General features: G+C 72.7%; 18 protein-coding genes. 4 read left to right on the top strand and 14 right to left on the bottom strand.

What is annotated here, in order from left to right:
- Positions 1-77: 77 nt before the first annotated feature.
- Positions 78-1,151, bottom strand: coding sequence for a succinyl-diaminopimelate desuccinylase (gene dapE, locus AC5RWQ_RS28095; protein WP_494285645.1), 1,074 nt, complete (start codon positions 1,149-1,151; stop codon positions 78-80).
- Positions 1,152-1,175: 24 nt separating this feature from the next.
- Here dapE and dapD point away from each other — a divergent pair, with 24 nt between their 5' ends.
- Together dapD and AC5RWQ_RS28085 are read left to right on the top strand one after the other, a co-directional pair.
- The gene (gene dapD, locus AC5RWQ_RS28090; protein WP_334493983.1) at positions 1,176-2,135 is read left to right on the top strand and encodes a 2,3,4,5-tetrahydropyridine-2,6-dicarboxylate N-succinyltransferase; all 960 of its coding nucleotides are present in this window, start codon (positions 1,176-1,178) and stop codon (positions 2,133-2,135) included.
- 136 nt (positions 2,136-2,271) lie between these two features.
- Positions 2,272-2,829 carry a sugar O-acetyltransferase gene (locus AC5RWQ_RS28085; RefSeq protein WP_494285644.1) on the top strand — a complete coding sequence of 186 codons (558 nt, stop codon included), beginning with the start codon at positions 2,272-2,274 and terminating at the stop codon, positions 2,827-2,829.
- Positions 2,830-2,842: 13 nt separating this feature from the next.
- Here AC5RWQ_RS28085 and AC5RWQ_RS28080 read toward each other — a convergent pair whose 3' ends face one another.
- The 5 genes from AC5RWQ_RS28080 to fdxA all read right to left on the bottom strand — a co-directional run bounded on the left by AC5RWQ_RS28080 (position 2,843) and on the right by fdxA (position 6,737).
- Positions 2,843-3,490, bottom strand: a complete 648-nt coding sequence (locus AC5RWQ_RS28080; RefSeq protein ID WP_494285643.1) for a nucleoside/nucleotide kinase family protein — start codon at positions 3,488-3,490, stop codon at positions 2,843-2,845.
- Positions 3,490-4,125, bottom strand: coding sequence for an SIMPL domain-containing protein (locus AC5RWQ_RS28075; protein WP_494285642.1), 636 nt, complete (start codon positions 4,123-4,125; stop codon positions 3,490-3,492). The genes AC5RWQ_RS28080 and AC5RWQ_RS28075 overlap by 1 nt, the downstream gene beginning before the upstream one ends.
- Positions 4,126-4,129: 4 nt before the next feature.
- Complete coding sequence (locus AC5RWQ_RS28070; RefSeq protein ID WP_494285641.1) at positions 4,130-5,179, bottom strand: prephenate dehydrogenase; 1,050 nt, start codon at positions 5,177-5,179, stop codon at positions 4,130-4,132.
- Between the two features lie 119 nt (positions 5,180-5,298).
- Positions 5,299-6,414 (bottom strand): succinyldiaminopimelate transaminase, encoded by a 1,116-nt coding sequence (gene dapC, locus AC5RWQ_RS28065; RefSeq protein ID WP_494285647.1) that lies wholly within the window; start codon positions 6,412-6,414, stop codon positions 5,299-5,301.
- A complete protein-coding gene (fdxA, locus tag AC5RWQ_RS28060) occupies positions 6,411-6,737 on the bottom strand; it encodes a ferredoxin (protein WP_007464872.1) in 327 nt (108 codons plus the stop codon). The genes dapC and fdxA overlap by 4 nt, the downstream gene beginning before the upstream one ends.
- A 79-nt stretch (positions 6,738-6,816) precedes the next feature.
- On the opposite strand from fdxA, the gene AC5RWQ_RS28055 reads away from it, so the two are divergent.
- A complete protein-coding gene (locus AC5RWQ_RS28055) occupies positions 6,817-7,776 on the top strand; it encodes a GNAT family N-acetyltransferase (protein ID WP_494285640.1) in 960 nt (319 codons plus the stop codon).
- Positions 7,777-7,813: 37 nt separating this feature from the next.
- Here the strand turns inward: AC5RWQ_RS28055 and AC5RWQ_RS28050 are convergent, their stop codons facing one another.
- From AC5RWQ_RS28050 to mshB, 3 genes are all read right to left on the bottom strand, one after another.
- Positions 7,814-8,278, bottom strand: a complete 465-nt coding sequence (locus tag AC5RWQ_RS28050) for a hypothetical protein (RefSeq protein WP_494285639.1) — start codon at positions 8,276-8,278, stop codon at positions 7,814-7,816.
- Between the two features lie 81 nt (positions 8,279-8,359).
- A complete protein-coding gene (locus tag AC5RWQ_RS28045; protein WP_494285638.1) occupies positions 8,360-8,797 on the bottom strand; it encodes a hypothetical protein in 438 nt (145 codons plus the stop codon).
- 17 nt (positions 8,798-8,814) lie between these two features.
- Positions 8,815-9,738, bottom strand: a complete 924-nt coding sequence (gene mshB, locus AC5RWQ_RS28040) for an N-acetyl-1-D-myo-inositol-2-amino-2-deoxy-alpha-D-glucopyranoside deacetylase (protein ID WP_494285637.1) — start codon at positions 9,736-9,738, stop codon at positions 8,815-8,817.
- A gap of 85 nt (positions 9,739-9,823) precedes the next feature.
- Between mshB and AC5RWQ_RS28035 the strand changes: the two genes are divergently transcribed.
- Positions 9,824-11,965, top strand: coding sequence for a S9 family peptidase (locus tag AC5RWQ_RS28035; protein ID WP_494285636.1), 2,142 nt, complete (start codon positions 9,824-9,826; stop codon positions 11,963-11,965).
- 54 nt (positions 11,966-12,019) lie between these two features.
- On the opposite strand, the gene AC5RWQ_RS28030 is transcribed toward AC5RWQ_RS28035, so the two are convergent.
- The 5 genes from AC5RWQ_RS28030 to AC5RWQ_RS28010 all read right to left on the bottom strand — a co-directional run bounded on the left by AC5RWQ_RS28030 (position 12,020) and on the right by AC5RWQ_RS28010 (position 17,948).
- Positions 12,020-13,756 carry an ABC transporter substrate-binding protein gene (locus tag AC5RWQ_RS28030; RefSeq protein ID WP_494285635.1) on the bottom strand — a complete coding sequence of 579 codons (1,737 nt, stop codon included), beginning with the start codon at positions 13,754-13,756 and terminating at the stop codon, positions 12,020-12,022.
- A 108-nt stretch (positions 13,757-13,864) separates the two neighbouring features.
- On the bottom strand, positions 13,865-14,851 hold the full coding sequence (locus tag AC5RWQ_RS28025; RefSeq protein ID WP_494285634.1) for an ABC transporter permease: 987 nt from the start codon (positions 14,849-14,851) through the stop codon (positions 13,865-13,867).
- A gap of 9 nt (positions 14,852-14,860) precedes the next feature.
- Positions 14,861-15,868: an ABC transporter permease gene (locus tag AC5RWQ_RS28020; protein ID WP_494285633.1), complete on the bottom strand. Its 1,008-nt coding sequence runs from the start codon at positions 15,866-15,868 to the stop codon at positions 14,861-14,863.
- The gene (locus AC5RWQ_RS28015) at positions 15,865-16,896 is read right to left on the bottom strand and encodes an ABC transporter ATP-binding protein (RefSeq protein ID WP_494285632.1); all 1,032 of its coding nucleotides are present in this window, start codon (positions 16,894-16,896) and stop codon (positions 15,865-15,867) included. The genes AC5RWQ_RS28020 and AC5RWQ_RS28015 overlap by 4 nt, the downstream gene beginning before the upstream one ends.
- Positions 16,893-17,948, bottom strand: coding sequence for an ABC transporter ATP-binding protein (locus AC5RWQ_RS28010; protein WP_494285646.1), 1,056 nt, complete (start codon positions 17,946-17,948; stop codon positions 16,893-16,895). The genes AC5RWQ_RS28015 and AC5RWQ_RS28010 overlap by 4 nt, the downstream gene beginning before the upstream one ends.
- Positions 17,949-18,199: the final 251 nt, after the last annotated feature.

The following is an 18,199-nucleotide window of genomic DNA, read 5'->3' as shown; positions in this document are numbered from 1 at the left end:
TTTGGGTCCTCGAAAGCGCTTTCCCGCGACCGAAACTTCTTGATCAACCAGGACTGGGGTGGGGGGGAGGGTGGGGGTTAGGGGGTGGAGAGCCAGCGGTGGAGGGTGGCGGCGCCGTCGCGGATCTTGGTGAGCTCGACGTGCTCGTCCTTGTGGTGGGCGAGGTTCGGGTCACCGGGGCCGAAGTTCAGCGCCGGGATGCCCATCGCCGCGAACCGGGCGACATCCGTCCAGCCCAGCTTGCCGATCGGGGCCGCGCCCACCGCGGCCAGGAACTCCTGCGCCGCGGGCGAGCCCAGACCGGGCGCCGCGCCCGCAGCCGCGTCGGTCACCCGCAGGTCGAAGCCGTCGAAGACCTCGCGCAGGTGCGCCTCCGCCGCCGCCGGGTCGCGGTCCGGGGCGTACCGGTAGTTGATCTCGATCTCGCAGCGGTCGGGGATCACGTTCCCGGCCACCCCGCCGTTGATCCGGACCGCGTTGAGCCCCTCGCGGTAGTCGCAGCCCTCGATGGTGACCCGGCGCGCCTCGTACCCGCCGAGCCGGCGCAGCACCTCACCGGCGCCGTGGATGGCGTTCACCCCGTGCCAGGACCGGGCCGCGTGGGCCCGCTCGCCGTGGGTGGTGACAATCGCCCGCATGGTGCCCTGGCAACCCGCCTCGACGATCCCGTACGTCGGTTCCAGCAGCACCGCGAAGTCCGCCTCCAGCCACTCCGGGTGCGCCTGGGCGACCAGGGTCAGGCCGTTGTACTTCGACTCGATCTCCTCGGCCTCGTAGAAGAAGTACGTCACGTCGTAGCGCGGGTCGGGCAGGGTGACCGCCAGATGCAGCGCGAACGCCACCCCCGACTTCATGTCGGACGTACCACAGCCGTACATCAGGTCGCCGCGCATCGTCGACGGGAAGTTGTTGTTCAGCGGCACCGTGTCGAGGTGACCGGCGAGCACCACCCGCTGGGCCCGCCCCAGGTCGGTACGGGCCATCACGGTGTTGGAGTGCCGGAACGTGGTCAGGTGCGGGACGGCCCGCAGCACCTCTTCGACGTGGTCGGCGATCGCCTTCTCATCCAGGGAGACGGACTCTATGTCGACCAGGGCGCGGGTGAGCGCCACCGGATCGGCGAGGACCTCGGGGGTCAGCGGGTTCTCCATGGCTCGCACGGTACCTTCAAAATCGTGACGAACGCACAGTCTGCCTGGGGCATCGGCCTGGCCACCATCACCGCTGACGAGCAGGTGCTCGACACCTGGTACCCGACCGGAAAGCTGGGGCTCGGCGAGCTGCCGCTGGTCCCCGGGGAGGACCAGGCCGACGTGCTGGACCTGCCGCCGGGCGCGATCGGCGAGCGGACGCTGCCGGGTCTGCGTACCGTCGAGGTGGTGACCGTGATCGGGTCGCTGGACGACCCGATCAAGGACGCCTCCGACGCGTACCTCCGGTTGCACCTGCTCTCCCACCGCCTGGTGCGGCCCAACGAGCTCAACCTGGACGGCATCTTCGGCAAGCTGGCCAACGTGGCCTGGACCTCGGCCGGGCCGTGCCCGCCGGAGCGGGTGGACGAGCTGCGGGTGATCGAGCGGGCCGCCGGCCGCCACCTGGCCGTCTACGGGGTGGACAAGTTCCCCCGGATGACCGACTACGTGGTCCCCGCCGGTGTACGGATCGCCGACGCGGACCGGGTCCGGCTCGGCGCCCACCTGGCCGCCGGCACCACCGTGATGCACGAGGGCTTCTGCAACTTCAACGCCGGCACGCTGGGCACGTCGATGGTGGAGGGGCGGATCGTGCAGGGCGTGGTGGTCGGGGACGGCTCCGACGTCGGCGCCGGCGCCTCGATCATGGGCACCCTCTCCGGCGGCGGCACCGACAAGGTGCGCATCGGCGAGCGGAGCCTGGTCGGCGCGAACGCCGGCATCGGCATCTCGCTCGGCGACGACTGCGTGGTCGAGGCGGGCTGCTACGTCACCGCCGGCTCCAAGATCACCCTGCCGGACGGCCGGGTGGTGAAGGCCCGCGAGCTGTCCGGGGTGGACGGGCTGCTCTTCTGGCGCAACTCGGTCACCGGCGCGCTGGAGGCGAAGCCGCGCACCGGCAAGGGCATCGAGCTGAACGCCGCCCTGCACGCCAACGACTAACGGCCCCGCCGGGTCCGCGGCACGCCGCCGCGGACCCGGGGGTACGCCGGCATGATCCGCAGGCTCGCTGTCACCGGGTCGGGAAGATGACGCGTCCCGGCCCGGCCCGCAGCGGCGATCCCGGATGATCGACCGGGTGACGTCCATGAGGGAACGGATGCTGGCCGGCGAGCCCTACCTCGCCAACGAACCCGAGATCATCGCCGACCTGGACCGCGCCGCCGGGTTGCTGGGGCGCTTCAACACCAGCCCCGCCGCCGATCCCGAGGGTCGACTGGCCGCGCTGCGCGACCTGCTCGGCTCGCTCGGCGAGGACACCTGGATCCGGCCGCCCTTCTACTGCGACTACGGCTGGCAGATCCACATCGGCCCGCGCAGCTTCGTCAACTTCCACGCGGTCTTCCTCGACGTCGCCCGGATCACCATCGGTGCCGACGTCCAGGTCGGACCGAACGTCCAACTGCTCACCCCCACCCATCCGGTGGAACCGGGGCCGCGCCGGGACAAGTGGGAGGCCGCGAAGCCGATCACCATCGGCGACAACGTCTGGCTCGGCGGCGGGGCGATCGTCCTCGCCGGGGTGACCGTCGGGGAGAACACCGTGGTCGGCGCGGGCGCCGTGGTGACGAAGGACCTGCCCCCCAACGTGGTCGCCGTGGGCAACCCCGCTCGCCCGGTCCGCACCCTTGAATGACCGCTTGACCTGCTCACCCCGGCAGCGGGTCGGTCAGCCGTACCACCAGGTCGGCGCGGTGCGCGGTGCCGGTCACCAGGGCGGCGTTCGCCTCGTCGCTGCCGTGTGCCCAGGCCGCCGCCTCGGCCGGCGACCGCCCGTACGCCCGGTGCCGGTCGACCAGCCGGCGCAGGCGTAGCTCGACGTCCAGGTCGAGGAACCAGGCCTCGTGCAGCAGCGGACGCACGTCGTCCCAGGGCGGCTCGTCGAGCAGCAGGTAGTTGCCCTCGGTCACCACCAGCCGGACCGAGGGCGGCACCTCGATCGCCCCGGCCACCGGTTCCTCCAGGTCCCGGCGGAACAGCGGCGCGTACACGGCGGTCGGTTCGAGCCGGTGCAGCCGGCGCAGCAGCGAGACGTAGCCGTTGGCGTCGAAGGTGTCCACCGCGCCCTTGCGGTCCGCGCGGCCCAACCGGACCAGTTCCGCCTGGGCCAGGTGGAAGCCGTCCATCGGCACCAGCCGGGCGACCGGCCCGACCTCGGCGACGATCCGCTCGGCCAACGTGGACTTTCCCGCCCCCGGCGCGCCGGCGATGCCCAGCAGCTGCCGCGGACCGGCGTCGGCCAGGGCCCGGGCCCGGGCGACCAGCTCGTCGACGGGCAGTGGCCGCGCCTCGGGCATCAGTCGAGCACCGGCTCGCTGATCGCGAACCGGGCCCGCACCACGGCGTGCACGGTCTGCGGGCGCGGGTCCAGCTCCAGCTCGACCGGGCCGCCACCGCGGGCGGCGGCGCCGGCGGGCATGATGCCGCCGTACTCGTCGATGGGGTCGGCCAGCTCGTGCAGGGCGACCACCCGGGCGCCGAGCGCCTCGGCGTACTCCCGGGCGCGCCGCAGCGCGTCGGCGATCGCGGCGTGCCGGGCCTCCCGGTGGGCCGGGCTGTCCGGGCGCAGCGACCACCACGGGCCGGCGACCTCGACCTGCTCCTGGTCGGCCAGGCGCAGCATCAGCTCGGCGAGGGTGGCGAAGTCGGTGACCGTCACGGTGGTGCTGACGCTGCCCCGGTAGCCGATCACCCGCTCGCCGGAGCGCCTGGTCTCGGGGCGCACCCACAGCTCGCCGGTCTCCCGGCGCTCCACCGGCGGCTGGTGCTGGTCGAGCAGCACCCGGACGGCCGCGGCCCGCTCGGCGAGCCGGGTCAGGGTGCCCTCCCGGTCCCGCTCGCGGGCCGTCACCGTCACCCGGAACCGGGCCAGCTCGGGCGCGACCTCGCGGTACGCCTCACCGCGCACCGCCACCACCGGTCCGTCCGCCACGCCCTCACCCTAACGGCGGGTCGGTCGGGCCGCCGCCCGGTTCCCCGGTCAACCGACGGGCCGAGTACTCCACCTCGTCACCGTCGGTCCGGCACCCGTCCAGGTGCCCGCCGGCCGCGCCGAGCCCGTGCAGGAACGCCAGCTCCGCAGCGCCGGGAGCGAGCGGGAAACGGGGGCGCAGCCGTACCGTCGGACGGCCGGCCAGCGCGACCCGGGCATCCCGGCCCTCGCCGTGCCGGGCGGTCAACGCCGCCCGGTCGCCGGCCCGCAGCGCGCCGGCCAGCTCGTCCAGGAAGGCGGTGACCGACCCGAGCGCGTCGAGGATCTCCGCACGGTTGCCGAGCAGCATGTTCGCCGTCCGCTCCGGCGGCGTGCCGGCGACCCGGGTGCCGTCGCGGAAGCTGCCGGCCGCGAGGGCGAGCACCGCGTCGCGCAGCGGTGACCGGTCGGTGGCGCCGGCCAGGGCGCCGGCCAGCAGGTGCGGCACGTGCGAGGCGAGCGCGACGACCGCGTCGTGCCGGTCGGCCGCCATCGGCACCACCCGGGCGGCGAACACGTCGACGACCAGCGCGGTCAGCCACCGGAACGCGGCCAGCCCCGGACCGGGCGCCGGGCAGAGCACCCAGGCGGCGCCGTCGAAGAGGTCCGGCACGGCGGCGGTCAGGCCGGCCCGGTCGGTGCCGGCCATCGGGTGGCCGGGGACGAACCGGTGGGCCAGCCCACGCCCGGTGGCGAACGCGGCCAGCTCGGCCTTGGTGCTGCCCACGTCGGTCAGCACGCAGCCGTCGCCGGTCGCCGCGGCCACCTCGACCAGGGTGTCCGGGAGGGTGGGCAGCGGGCCGCAGAGGAAGACCACGTCCCGGTCGGCCACCGCGTCGACCAGGCGGTCCGGCGCGGGTACGCCAATCCGCCGCGCCTGGTGCCGGGTGACCTCGTCCGGGTCCCAGCCGACCACGTCGAGGCCGGCGGCGTGCAGCCGGAGCAGCACCGACCCGCCGATCAGGCCGGTGCCGACCACCGCCGCCCGCACCGGTGCGCCGGGCCTGTCCACCATCGGCGCACCTCGCCGTTCCTCCGCACGGGCGGGGCCGGCGGGCCCCGACTCGGTCCGGAGAGAGGATATCGCCCGACTGCCGGCCCGGGCGGGGGCCGGCCGTCGGGCGGACGGCTGGGTCAGGCCTGCGCGAGCCGGGCCGCGACGGCGTCGACGTGCGCGTCGGACTCGGTGAGCGCCGCGCGGACGTGCCGCGATCCGCCGGGGCCGTAGAAGACGCCGGCGGCGACCAGGATGCCCCGCCGGGCCAGCCAGTCGACGGTGTCCCAGCAGTCCTCGTCGCGGGTCATCCAGAGGTAGAGGCCGGCCTCCGAGTGCTCGACCGTGAAGCCCGCCCCGGTGAACGCGGCGAGCAGCGTCTCCCGCCGGGCCCGGTAGCGTTCCCGCTGCTCGTCGGCGTGGGCCTGGTCGCCCAGGGCGGCCACCATCGCCGCCTGCACGGGCGCGGGCACGATCATGCCGGCGTGCTTGCGGACCTTGAGCAGCTCGGCCACCAGGGTCGGGTCGCCGGCCACGAAGCCCGCCCGGTAGCCGGCCAGGTTGGAGCGCTTGGAGAGCGAGTGCACCGCCAGCACCGAGTCGTACGACCCGCCGCAGACCTCGGGCGAGAGCACCGACACCGGTGCGGCGTCGCCGGACCAGCCCAGCGGCAGGTAGCACTCGTCGCTGGCCACCACGGCCCCGCGCTCCCGCGCCCAGTCGACCACCTTGCGCAGGTGGGCGGTGGGCAGCACCCGACCGGTCGGGTTGCCGGGCGAGTTCACCCAGACCAGGCGTACCCGGGGGTTCGGACCGACGGCGGTCAGCGAGTCGGCGCGGACGGTGGTGGCACCGGCCAGCCGGGCCCCGTCCTCGTACGTGGGGTAGGCGATCGACGGCACCACGACCACGTCACCGGGGCCGATCCCGAGCAGGGTGGGCAGCCAGGCGACCAGTTCCTTGGAGCCGATCGTCGGCAGCACGCCGAGCCCGTCGACGCCGGCCCCGCAGGCGCGGGCCACCCAGCCGGCGATGGCGTCACGCAGCGCCGGGGTGCCCGCGGTCAGCGGGTAGCCCGGCGAGTCGGACGCGTCCGCCAGCGCCTGCCGGATCACCGGGGGCACCGGGTCGACCGGCGTGCCCATCGAGAGGTTGATCAGACCGTCCGGGTGCGCCGCGGCCAGGGTGGCCGCGGCGTCCAGCGTGTCCCAGGTGAACTCGGGCAGCCGTGCCGAGACCGGCGCGGGCCGGTTCAGTGGCCCTCGCCGCGCGGCGGCTGGGCGGCGACGAACGTCGCGTCCTTCTCCACCTTGCCGATCTTCGACGCGCCGCCGGGCGAGCCCAGGTCCTCGAAGAACTCGTAGTTGGCCCCGGTGTAGTCCTTCCACTGCTCGGGGACGTCGTCCTCGTAGAAGATGGCCTCCACCGGGCAGACCGGCTCACAGGCACCACAGTCGACGCACTCGTCGGGGTGGATGTAGAGCATCCGGTTGCCCTCGTAAATGCAGTCGACCGGGCACTCCTCGATGCATGCCTTGTCGAGCACATCTACGCACGGCTCGGCGATGATGTAGGTCACCGGTCTTCTCCTCCGCAAGACTCGTCGCGATCACCCGCGACGGTAAGAGCCTAGTATCTCGCCGGGGAGGGGGTCGATCGTGCTCCGACAGCAGGATGTGGGACACCGGATCGTGGTCCGCCGGATTGTGGGGATTCGCGAGGGCCGGCCGCTCTTCTCGGACGCTCTGGGCGAGCTGGTGGAGTTGACCGAGACCCATCTCACTCTCGCCACCGCCCAGGGGCGGCTACGGGTCCCGGTGGCCGACGTGCACCGGGCGAAGCGGGTGCCGCCGACCCGGCGGCCGACCGCCGCCGCGGTGGTCGCCCTGGAGCTGGCCTCCGACGAGGCGTGGCCGGCCCCGGTCCGGGGGCGGCTGGGCGACTGGCTGCTGCGGTCGGCGGCGGGCTGGAGCGGGCGGGCCAACTCGGCGCTGCCGGTGGGCGACCCGGACCGGCCGCTGCCGGAAGCGGTGGACGCGATCGAACGCTGGTACGCCGAGCGGGGTCAGCCGGCGATGGTCAACACGCCGCTACCGCTCGCCGCGCCGGTCGGCGCCGAGCTGGACGGGCGCGGCTGGGGCGCCCGCCCGCCCGTGCTGGTGCAGACCGTCGCGCTCACCGCGCTGCCGCCGGCGCCACCGACGCCCGCCGGCGCGCCGCCGGTCGGGCTGGCCGCCGTGCCGTCCGAGGACTGGCTCGCGGTCGCCGCCGGCCGCAAGGGCGGCCTCCCGGAGGCCGCCCGCCACGTGCTCACCGCCGTGGACCGGGTCCGCTTCGCCCACGTGTACGTCGACGGCACGCTGGTCGCGATCGGCCGGGGCACCGTCACGGGCGGGGGACGGTGGCTCGGGCTCAGCCTGATCGAGGTGGTGCCGCAGGCGCGTCGCCGAGGGCTGGCCGGTCGGGTGATCCGGGCGCTGGTCGGCTGGGCGGTGGCGGAGGGGGCGTCGCACGCCTTCCTCCAGGTCGAGCAGCGCAACACCGCCGCGGTGGCGCTCTACCGGGGGCTGGGCTTCACCACCCACCACACGTACCTGACCCGGGTCGCCCCGCACTGAGGAACGGGTGTGGAGAGCGCGCCCCGGGTCGGGCGGGTCAGCGGCGGACGACGCGGCGCGGCTTGGCCGCCTTGATCTCGGCGTACCGCTTGAGCATCTGCGAGCGGTGGTCGCGGCCGAGCGCGGTGAGCACCAGGTAGCCGACGGCCACCCCGGCCAGAGCGGCGGCGAGGTAGAGCCAGATCTGGGCGAAGAAGAGGCCGGCACCGCCACCGAACGGGTTGTCGCCGACCAGCAGCGGACCGACCAGCACGGTCAGCGCCAGCGCCACCGCCACCGCGGCGGCCACGTCGGCGGCCCAGCGCCCGACCAGGCGGGTCCGCCCCTCCCGGAAGACGACCACCGCGAGGATCAGCCCGACCACCAGGAACATGCCGAACGACACCCGGTCGGTGGCGGTGTCGTCGCCGTCGAAGCCGAGCTTGGCGATCACCCGGGCCACCACGTTGACCGCGAACAGCGCTCCCGCGAGCACACCGACCGCGCGCCACCGATTCGTCATCGCACGTCTCCCGCCGTACAACCCGCCCCGGCGGCGGGCCTTCTCGCAGGAATATGTACCACCGTTACCTGTGTGTCGTCATCACCCGTCGTGACGACGCTGCGGCGGGCCGAGGATCTGCCGGAAGGCCATCACCGCGAAGGTCATCGCCCCCGTGGTGATCATGGCGAGCCCGACCCAGTTGTCGCCGGAGACGAGCAGGTCACCCTCGGCGGTCCGGACCGCCGCCACCGCCATCAGCGCGAACCAGGGCAGCGCGGGCAGCGCCACCGCCCACTTCCGGCCGACCGTCGCGTACGCGAACCAGCTCAGCGCGATCGCCGCGCCGATGGTGACCAGCACGGACACCCCGATCAGCTGCCCACCCACCCGGACGGTGGAGAGCAGCAGGCCGAGCAGCGCGGCGAGCACCCCGCCGAGAACGGAGACCAGCCCTCCGGCCACCCGCAGGGCGAGGTCGAGCAACCGCTCGCCCCGGCCCGGGGACGGCGTGACGGTCTCCTCATCGATCAGCGGCATCGGCGCGGTGGGCAGGGTCACCGCAGCCCGGCCGCAGCGACCGGTGAGCGCTCCGACCCCTCCGCGGCCAGCCCGGCGAACAGGTCGTCCTCCCAGCCGTACGGGCCGAAGCCCGGACCCTTCTCCCCCACCGCCAGGGTGAAGAACTCCACGCCCATGAACTCGGCGCCGAAGTTGCCGGCGATCGAGTAGAGCCAGGAGGTGGCGGGGATCTGGGTGGCGTGCGCGCGCATCGCCGCCTCCTTGGCGGTGTGCTGATCGGTGGCGTCGATCCGGGCGGCGATCCCGTCGTCCGGGGTGCCGAAGGGGAGCTCGTCGACGCTGTCGATGCCGTCGAAGGGGTTGTCCGACGACTCGGTGAAGTGGCTGATGCCGGCCTCGAGGACGCTGCGCGGCATGGCCGTCCAGTAGACCTTGGCCGGGGCGAACCCCTCGGCGTCGGCCAGCTCGACCGCCCGCATCGCCACCCGGTGGGCCTGGATGTGGTCCGGGTGGCCGTAGAAGCCGTGCGGGTCGTACGTGATCAGGACCTGCGGGCGCACCTCGCGCATGATCTCCACCAGGTGCCCGGCGGCCTCGTCGAGGTCGGCCCGCCAGAAGGCCCGGGGGTGCTCGTTGGTGGCCAGCCCCATCATGCCGGAGTCGCGGTAGCGGCCGGCGCCGCCGAGGAAGCGGTGGTCGGTGACGCCGAGCGCGGCGCAGGCGGCGGCCAGCTCCCCGATCCGGAAGCCGCCGAGCTGGTCGGCCTCCGCCGCGGCGAGCTGCGCCAGCTCCGGCACGTGGATCTCGCCCTCCTCGCCGAGGGTGCAGGTCACCAGCGTGACGTGCGCGCCGTCGGCGGCGTAGTGGGCCATCGTCGAACCGGTGCCGATGGACTCGTCGTCCGGATGCGCGTGGACCAGCAGGAGGCGTCGATCGGGCAGCGTCGTCACGACCGTCACTCTAACCGGCGGTCCCTTTCCCCGAGCCTGACGCGTCCGCCCAGGTCGGCCACATCACGCCCGACGCCGCTCTACGATCCGAGCTGTGGACTTTCCCGAGCTGGCCGCCCGTACCCGTCGGTTCAGCCACGGGGCGCCGCGCGCCATTTCCGTGGCCGACGACGGTTCCCGGGTGGTCTTCCTCCGCTCGGGCGGACCGGACGACCCGGCGGACGCGCTCTGGTCGCTGGAGGTCACCACCGGCGAGGAGCGGTTGATCGCCGACCCGGCGGTGCTGCTCGGCGCGGACGCCGATTCGGCGACGCTCGCCCCAGGCGAGCGGGCGCTGCGCGAACGACTGCGACTGAGCGCCGCCGGCATCGGCTCGTACGCGTTGGACGCGGCCGGCCGGGTGGCGGTCTTTCCGCTGGCCGGGCGGCTGTTCCGGGCCGACCTGGTGCACGGCGACGTGGTCGAGGTGGCCACCGTCGGGCCGGTGGTCGACCCGCGACCCGACCCGACCGGGGAGCGGCTGGCGTACGTCACCGACGCGGCCGAGGGGGTCCGCCGGGGCGAGCTGCGGGTGGTCGAGGCCGACGGCACCGACACCCTGCTGGCCGGCGAGGAAGCGGGGGTGACCTGGGGGCTGGCCGAGCACGTCGCGGCCGAGGAGTTCGACCGGTTCCGCGGCTACTGGTGGGCGCCGGACGGCCGGTCGGTGCTGGCGGCGCGGGTGGACGAGTCGCGGGTCCCGCGCTGGCACCTGCACGACCCGGCCGACCCGGCGAGCCCGCCGACCAGCGTCGCGTACCCCCGGGCCGGTGGCCCGAACGCGGAGGTCAGCCTGCACCTGCTCGACCTCGACGACGGCTGGGTCGACGTGCACTGGGACCGCGAGACCTACCCGTACCTGGCGTCGGTGGACTGGGCCGACGGCGGCCCGCTGATCACCGTGCTGCGCCGCTCGCAGCAGCACGGTCTGGTGCTGGCCATCGACCCGCGCACCGGCGAGACCCAGGTGCACGCCGAGCTGGCCGACCCCCGCTGGGTGGAACCGATCCCGGGTACGCCGGCACACCTGCCGGACGGCCGGGTGCTGGTCGGCGGGGAGCTGGCCCACGACGGGTACGACGCCCGCTGCCTCTTCGCGGACGGGACGCTGCTCACCCCGCCGTCGCTCTACGTGCGCCGGGTGGTGGGCCGGCTGCCCACCGGCGGCGGGCCGGCCGACCTGCTGGTCGAGGCGAGCGAGGGCGAGCCGAGCCAGCGCCACCTGTACCGGGTGCGGACGGCGATCGGCGGCGGCGTGGACGCCCGCCGGATGAGCAGCACCCCCGGCTGGCACACGGGCGCCGTGGGCGGGGACGTGCTGGTGGTCGGCACCGCGTCGCTGGACGACCCGGGCATCCGCTGGTCGGTGTGGCGGGGCGACCGCGAGGTGGGCCAGCTCCGAACGCTTGCCGCCGTGCCGCCGTACGCCCCGCGGCCGATGATGGTGCGGGTGACCGACCGGCGGCTGCCGACCGCGGTGCTCTACCCGACCGACCACGTCAAGGGCACCCGGTTGCCGGTGCTGCTCGACATCTACGGCGGCCCGGGGCACCAGGAGGTGGTGGCGGCCCGGTCGGCGTGGCTGGAGCGGCAGTGGTGGGCCGAGTCGGGCTTCGCGGTGGTGACGATCGACAACCGGGGCACCCCGGGGGTCGCCCCGTCGTTCGAGAAGGCGATCCACCGGCGGCTGGCGGACGTGATCCTGGCCGACCAGGTGGACGCGCTGACCGCCCTGGCCGGCAAGCACCCGGACCTGGACCTGGACCGGGTGGCGATCCGGGGCTGGTCGTTCGGCGGCTGGCTGGCCGGGCTGGCGGTGCTGCGCCACCCGGAGCTGTTCCGATGCGGGATCGCCGGCGCCCCGGTCACCGACTGGCACCTCTACGACACCGCCTACAGCGAGCGGTACCTGGGCATGCCGGACGACGGGATCGACGTCTACGGCCACCACTCGCTGGTGGAGCTGGCCGCCGAGCCGGTGGTCGGCCCGGAGCAGGCCCGGCCGCTGCTGCTGGTGCACGGGTTGGTGGACGACAACGTGGTGGCCGCGCACACCCTGCGTCTCTCGGCGGCGCTGCTGTCCACCGGGCGCCCGCACGCGGTGCTGCCGCTGACCGGGGCCAGCCACATGGCGGCGGGCGGACTGTCCGAGCGGCTGCTCCGGCTGGAGCTGGACTTCCTGCGTACCCACCTGTAGACGCGGGCCGCCCCGGCCGACACCGTTGTCGACCGGGGCGGAATCCGTGCGCTGCTACTGCTTGACGTAGGCGTTCGTCAGCGCCGGGTAGCCGAAGATGCTGGACAGGTAGATCCCGCCCACCTTCGACCCGTGCAGGTAGTAGCCCTGCTCCACGAAGAGCGGCACCGCCGGGGCCACCTCCTTCATGATCCGCTGGTCGAGCGCGGCCCACTCCTTGCCCTGCTCCGCAGTGGGCAGGGCGAGCACCCGGTCGAACTCCTTGTTGATCTCGTCGTTGTTCACGTACGAGGTGTTGCTGTTGTTCTCGGCCTTGATGGTGCGGCCGTCGAAGAGCACCGGCAGGATCGCCGCGCCACTGGGCCAGTCAGCGGCCCACTGGCTGAGGTAGAGGTCCCACGGGTTGTTCTTCTTGCCGACCTCGTCGAGCTTCGAGTCGGCCGGAATGCTCTTCAAAGTGATCTTGAAGCCGGCCTTCTCCAGGTTGCTCTTGAGCTGGGTGCCGTACTCCGGGTAGTCGTCGCCGATGCCGAGCACCAGCTCCGGGGTCTTGCCGCCGAGCAACTCCTTGGCCTTGTCGACGTTGCCGGTGGGGCCGGCCGGGTAGGCGTCGTACTTCTCGAAGCCGATGGTCGACGGCGGCATCAGGGTGGTGACCGCCTTGGCGGTCGCCTCGCCGCCGTAGACCTTGATGAAGCCGTCCCGGTCGATGGCGTAGTTCAGCGCCTGGCGCACCGACAGGTCGGTGACCCGGCTGGTGTTGATGTCGAGCCGCCACAGGCTCGGGGTCTGCCCCTGCACCGAGCGCTGCTTGAGCGCAGCGTCGCCGGAAACCCGGGCGACCAACGCCGAGGGCACGCCGTTCCAGGCCAGCGCCGTCTGGTCGTCGCCGTTGTCGGAGATCACCCGGTTGGCGCCCGCCTCGGCGTCCGGACCGAAGTTCCAGACGATCTTGTCGGGGTACGCGTGCCGCACCGGGTCCGTCTTCGGGTCCCAGTTCTCGTTCCGCTCCATCACCAGCTCGACACCGGCGGTGTTCTTGGTGATCTTGTAAGGGCCCGAGGAGAACGGCTGGTTGTCCAGGTTGACGCCGGTGTCCTTCTCCGCCTTCAGCGGCGCGGTGTACGGCAGCGACGCGGCGAACGGCAGGTCGCAGTGCGGCTTGGCGAACTCGAACTTGACCGTCTTGGCGTCCGGCGTGGTCAGACCCGGCGGAAGCGAGGTCTTGTTCGCCTTGAAGTTCCACTTGGTGTCGTACTGCGGGCTGTCGGCGAGCCACTCCTGCAGGTAGGTCGGGCCGCCGGTCAGGTCGGGGTCGAAGGAGCGGGCGATGCCGTACGCGATCTCCTTGGACGTGATCGGGCTGCCGTCCTCGAACTTCACCCCGTCCTTGATCTTGAATTCCCAGACCTTGCAGTCCTTGTTGACGTCCGTGCCCGGGGTCTCGGCGAGGTCGCCGACCAGCGTGACCTTGCCCGAGCCGTCGTCCTTGAACGTGGTCAGGAAGCGGCTGTAGAGCGGGGCGTTCATCAGACCGGCGAACGAGTAGATCCGTTGCGGGTCAAGGTGCGAGATCTTGGTCTCCCGGATCACCCGGAAGGCCCCACCCTTGCTGGCGCCGGGGACCTCGGCGGCCGGTCCCATCGAGTCCTTCGGGTCGGTGGCGATCGAACCGCTCTGCACCCGGTCGGCGTCGTTGCCGCCACCGGTGCCCTTGTTCTCGCTGCACGCCCCCATCACCACGAGCAGTGCGAGCGCTCCGCCTGCGGCGGCTGCCCTCTTCAGGCGCATCTGCGCCCTCCTCCCCTATCTGGAGCCTCCGTCAGACGACGTAGGAAAACTACGGTTTGTGTAACAGAGGGCGGCGGATATCTCCATGCCCTCCCCGTCGCCGTTGCGTTATCGCAACCGGACCCGGGGGTCGATGGCGGCGTAGAGCAGGTCGACCACGATGTTGGCGACCACGATGAAGACCGCCGAGATCAGCACGGTGGCCATGATGGTCGGCAGGTCGCCCGCCCGGACCGCGTCCACTGCGGTACGACCGAGCCCCTGGATGCCGAACGTGGTCTCGGTGATCACCGTGCCGCCGAGCGCGCTGCCGACGTCCAGGCCGGCGATGGTGACGATCGGGGTGATCGCCGCGCGCAGCGCGTGCCGCCCGTACACCTTGGGTTTGGCCAGGCCCTTGGCCCGCGCGGTCCGGACGAAGTCCTCCGACAGCGTCTCCAGCATCTGGGCCCGGGACAGCCGGGCGTAGATCGCGGAGAAGAGGAAGGCCAGCGCCACCCAGGCCAGGACGAGGCCGCTGGCCCACTTCACCGGGTTGTCGAAGATGGAGGTGTAGCCCGGCGTCGGGGTGATCCGCAGGTTGTAGGTGAAGACCAGCAGCAGCACCGCACCGACGAAATAGAGCTGCATCGAGGCTCCGGCCAGGGAGAAGCCGATCGCCAGCCGGTCCAGCACGGTGCCGCGTCTCAGCGCGGAGATCATGCCGAGCCCGACGCCGAGCACCAGCCAGAGCACCGCGGCCGGGATGACGATGCTGAGCGTCACCGGGAGCACCCGGGCGAGCGTGTCGGTGACCGCCTCGCTGTTGACGTACGAGTAGCCGAGGCAGGGGGCATCGCACCGGCCGCCCTGGGAACTGCCCAGGTCCCGCCCGGTGACGATGCCCTTCATGTAGTTGGCGTACTGCTCGGGCAGCGGGTCGCGCAGACCCAGCTCCTCGCGGACCCGCTCCAACCGTTCGGCGTTGCAGTTCTTCGGGCACATCCCGCTGACCGGGTCCTTCGGCAGGCCAAAGAACATCAGGAAGCTGAGCACGCTCACCGCGAAGAGGGTGAGCACGGCGGTGAGCAGCCGCCGGACCAGGAAACGCGTCATGACACACCCCTACCGGGACGACTTCGGGTCGAGCGCGTCACGCAGCGCGTCGCCGAGCAGGTTGAAGGCGAGCACGAGGATGAAGATCGTGACGCCGGGGAAGAAGACGTACGCCGGGTCGGTCTGCAGATACGGGATGCTCTGGAAGATCATCCGACCGAAGTCGGCGGTGGGTTCGAGGATGCCGATGCCCAGGAAGGAGAGCGCCGCCTCGCCGGTGATGTACTGCGGCACCGCCAGCGAGAAGGCGACCAGGATCGGCGCCCAGAGGTTCGGCAGGAGCTGCCGGAAGAGCATGTGCCCCAGCCCGGCGCCGCTGGCCCGGGCCGCCTCCACGAATTCCCGTTCGCGTAGCGAGATCACCTGTCCGCGGACCAGCCGGGCCGTGCTGGTCCAGCCGAACGCGGCGAAGACGACGATCAGGACGGCCACCTGGAACGACGGCGGCACCTCCTCGCGCGGGCCGTAGAAGCGCAGCGACGCGGTCGGCACCACGGCGAGGGCGAAGATGAGGAACGGCAGGGCCAGCGCCACGTCGGTGATCCAGCTGATCACCGCGTCCACCACGCCGCCGAGGAAGCCGGCGATGATCCCGGCCGCCACGCCGATCGCGGTGGTGACCAGGGCGGCGGCGAACGCGATGAAGAGCGACGTCCGCATGCCGTAGACCATCCGGATGAAGATGTCCCGGCCCAGCCGCGGTTCCAGCCCGAACCAGTGGTCGCCGGTGATGCCGCCGACGTAGCCCAGCGGCATGCCGTTGCCGTCCAGGAGCTGCTGGAACTGCTCGTTCGGGCCGACCCCGTACAGCTTGGAGACCAACGGCGCGGCGAGCGCCAGCACGATGAAGAGCAGCAGCACGACGCCGCTGACCATCGCCGTACGGTCCCGGCGCAGCCGGGACCAGGCGAGCTGGCCGGGCGACCGGCCGACGATCGCCCTCTCGCCGGGCTTGACGGTGTCGGCGGCGGGCTCGATCTCCGCCCGCACCGCGCCCTCGACCGGGGACAGGCTCACTGGGGGACCTCCACGACTTCGCTGGTTGCGGCGGCGATGGACCCCTGCTCCGGAAAGTGGCAGGCGGTCAACTGCCGGCCGCCGTCGCGGGTGGTCAGGGCGGGCTCCTCCGTCGCGCACCGCTCCTGGGCCTTCCAGCAGCGGGTGCGGAATCGGCAGCCCGAGGGCGGGTTGAGCGGAGTGGGGACGTCGCCGGTGAGGCGGATCCGCCCCGCCGGCCCGAGGGTGGTGACGTCGGGGATCGCCGAGAGCAACGCCCGGGTGTACGGATGCTGGGGGCGTTCGTAGATGTCGTCGCGGTCGCCAATCTCGACGATCTTGCCGAGGTACATGACGGCGACCCGGTGGCAGAAGTGCCGCACGACGGCGAGGTCGTGGGCGATGAAGACGAACGCCAGGCCCAGGTCGCGTTGCAGGTCGCGCAGCAGGTTGATGACCTGCGCCTGGATGGAGACGTCCAACGCCGACACCGGCTCGTCGGCGACGATGAGCTTGGGGCGCAGCGCGAGGGCGCGGGCGATGCCGATGCGTTGGCGCTGGCCGCCGGAGAACTCGTGCGGATACCGGTTGTAGTGCTCGGGGCTGAGTCCGACGAGTTCGAGGAGTTCCTTGACGCGTTTCTTGACCCCGCCGGGTGGGGTGATGCCGTTGACCTGCAGGGGCATGGCGACGATCCGGCCGACGGTGTGCCGCGGGTTCAGCGAGGCGTACGGGTCCTGGAAGATGATCTGAAGGTCCTGCCGCAGCGGGCGGAGTGCCCCGCGCCGGGCGTGGGTGATGTCCCTGCCGGCGAACTCGATGCTGCCGGCGGTCGGGTCCAGCAGCCGGACCAGCATCCGCCCGGTGGTGGTCTTGCCGCAGCCCGACTCCCCCACCAGACCGAGCGTCTCCCCCGGCCTGACCCCGAAGTCCAGGCCGTCGACCGCCCGGACCGCCCCGGTGGCCCGGAAGCCGTCGCGCACCGGGAAGTGCTTGGTCAGGCCGCTGACCTTGAGCAGCGGCTCGCTGGCTGCGTTCCTCGCGCTCACTTGGCAACCCCCACCTGTGCGATGTCCTCCTGGTAGAGCCGGGTGCGTTCCTCCGCCGGCAGGTGGCAGGCCACCAGGTGGCCGGCCTCGCCCGTCGGGCCCAGCTCGGGCACGTCGGTGCGGGAGCGGTCGCCGTTGCGACCGGCGTACCGGCAGCGCGGGTGAAAGGCGCAGCCCGACGGCAGGTTGATCAGCGAGGGCGGCGTGCCGGGGATCGGCAGCAGATCCGCGTCGGCGTCGCCGTGCAACGAGGGCACGCTCGACAGCAACCCCCAGGTGTACGGGTGCTGCGGGCGTCGCAGCACCTGCTCGACCGTGCCCCGCTCCACCGCCCGGCCGCCGTACATGACCAGCACGTCGTCGGCGACCTGGGAGACCACGCCCAGGTCGTGGGTGATCAGGATGATCGCCGAGTGGAACTCGGCCTGCAGGTCGGTGAGGAGGTCCAGGATCTGCGCCTGCACGGTCACGTCGAGGGCGGTGGTCGGCTCGTCGGCGATCAGCAGGTCCGGGTCGTTGACCAGGGCCATCGCGATCATCGCCCGCTGCCGCATGCCGCCGGAGAACTCGTGCGGGTACTGGTCGAAGCGGCGCGCCGGCTGCGGGATGCCGACCCGGCCGAGCATGTCGACCGCCCGGGTGCGGGCCTCCCGCCGGCCCGCCCGCGGGTGGTGCACCCGGTACGCCTCGGCGATCTGCCGGCCGACCGTGTAGTACGGGTGCAGCGCCGACAGCGGGTCCTGGAAGATCATCGCCATGTCCCGGCCACGCAGCCGGCGCACCTCCTCCTCGGGGAGGCCGACCAGCTGGCGACCGGCGAGGGAGATCTCCCCGGTGATGGTGGTCCGTTTCGCGTCGTGCAGGCCCAGGATGGCCAGCGAGGTGACGCTCTTGCCGGAGCCGGACTCGCCGACGATGCCGAGCGTGCGCCCGCGCGACACGTCGAAGCTGACCCCGTCCACGGCCCGGACCACACCGTCGGAGGTGGCGAAACTGACCCGCAGGTCGTCGACCCGCAGGTGGGGCGCCTCGCCGGCGCGCTGCGCCGGCACGCCGGGGCGGTCGTCCGACTGCCCGGCCGGCACTGGTTCCGGACTGTCCACGACCGCCTCCCTCGGATTGTAGAGAACCTACAACAAACTCACGAGGGCGAAAATAAGCTACATCGGCGGAGCTGTCAGCGGGCCACAGCGTAACGAGTCGGCAACGGCGAAGGACAGCCCTCACCAGGACATCCACCACCGCAACTTGACGGCCTCGACCCACGCTCGCACCTGGGTGCGACCATAGTCGAGTGCTCCGT

Source organism: Micromonospora sp. BS32, assembly GCF_059089345.1.
This window is presented reverse-complemented; position numbering and strand designations above follow the sequence as displayed.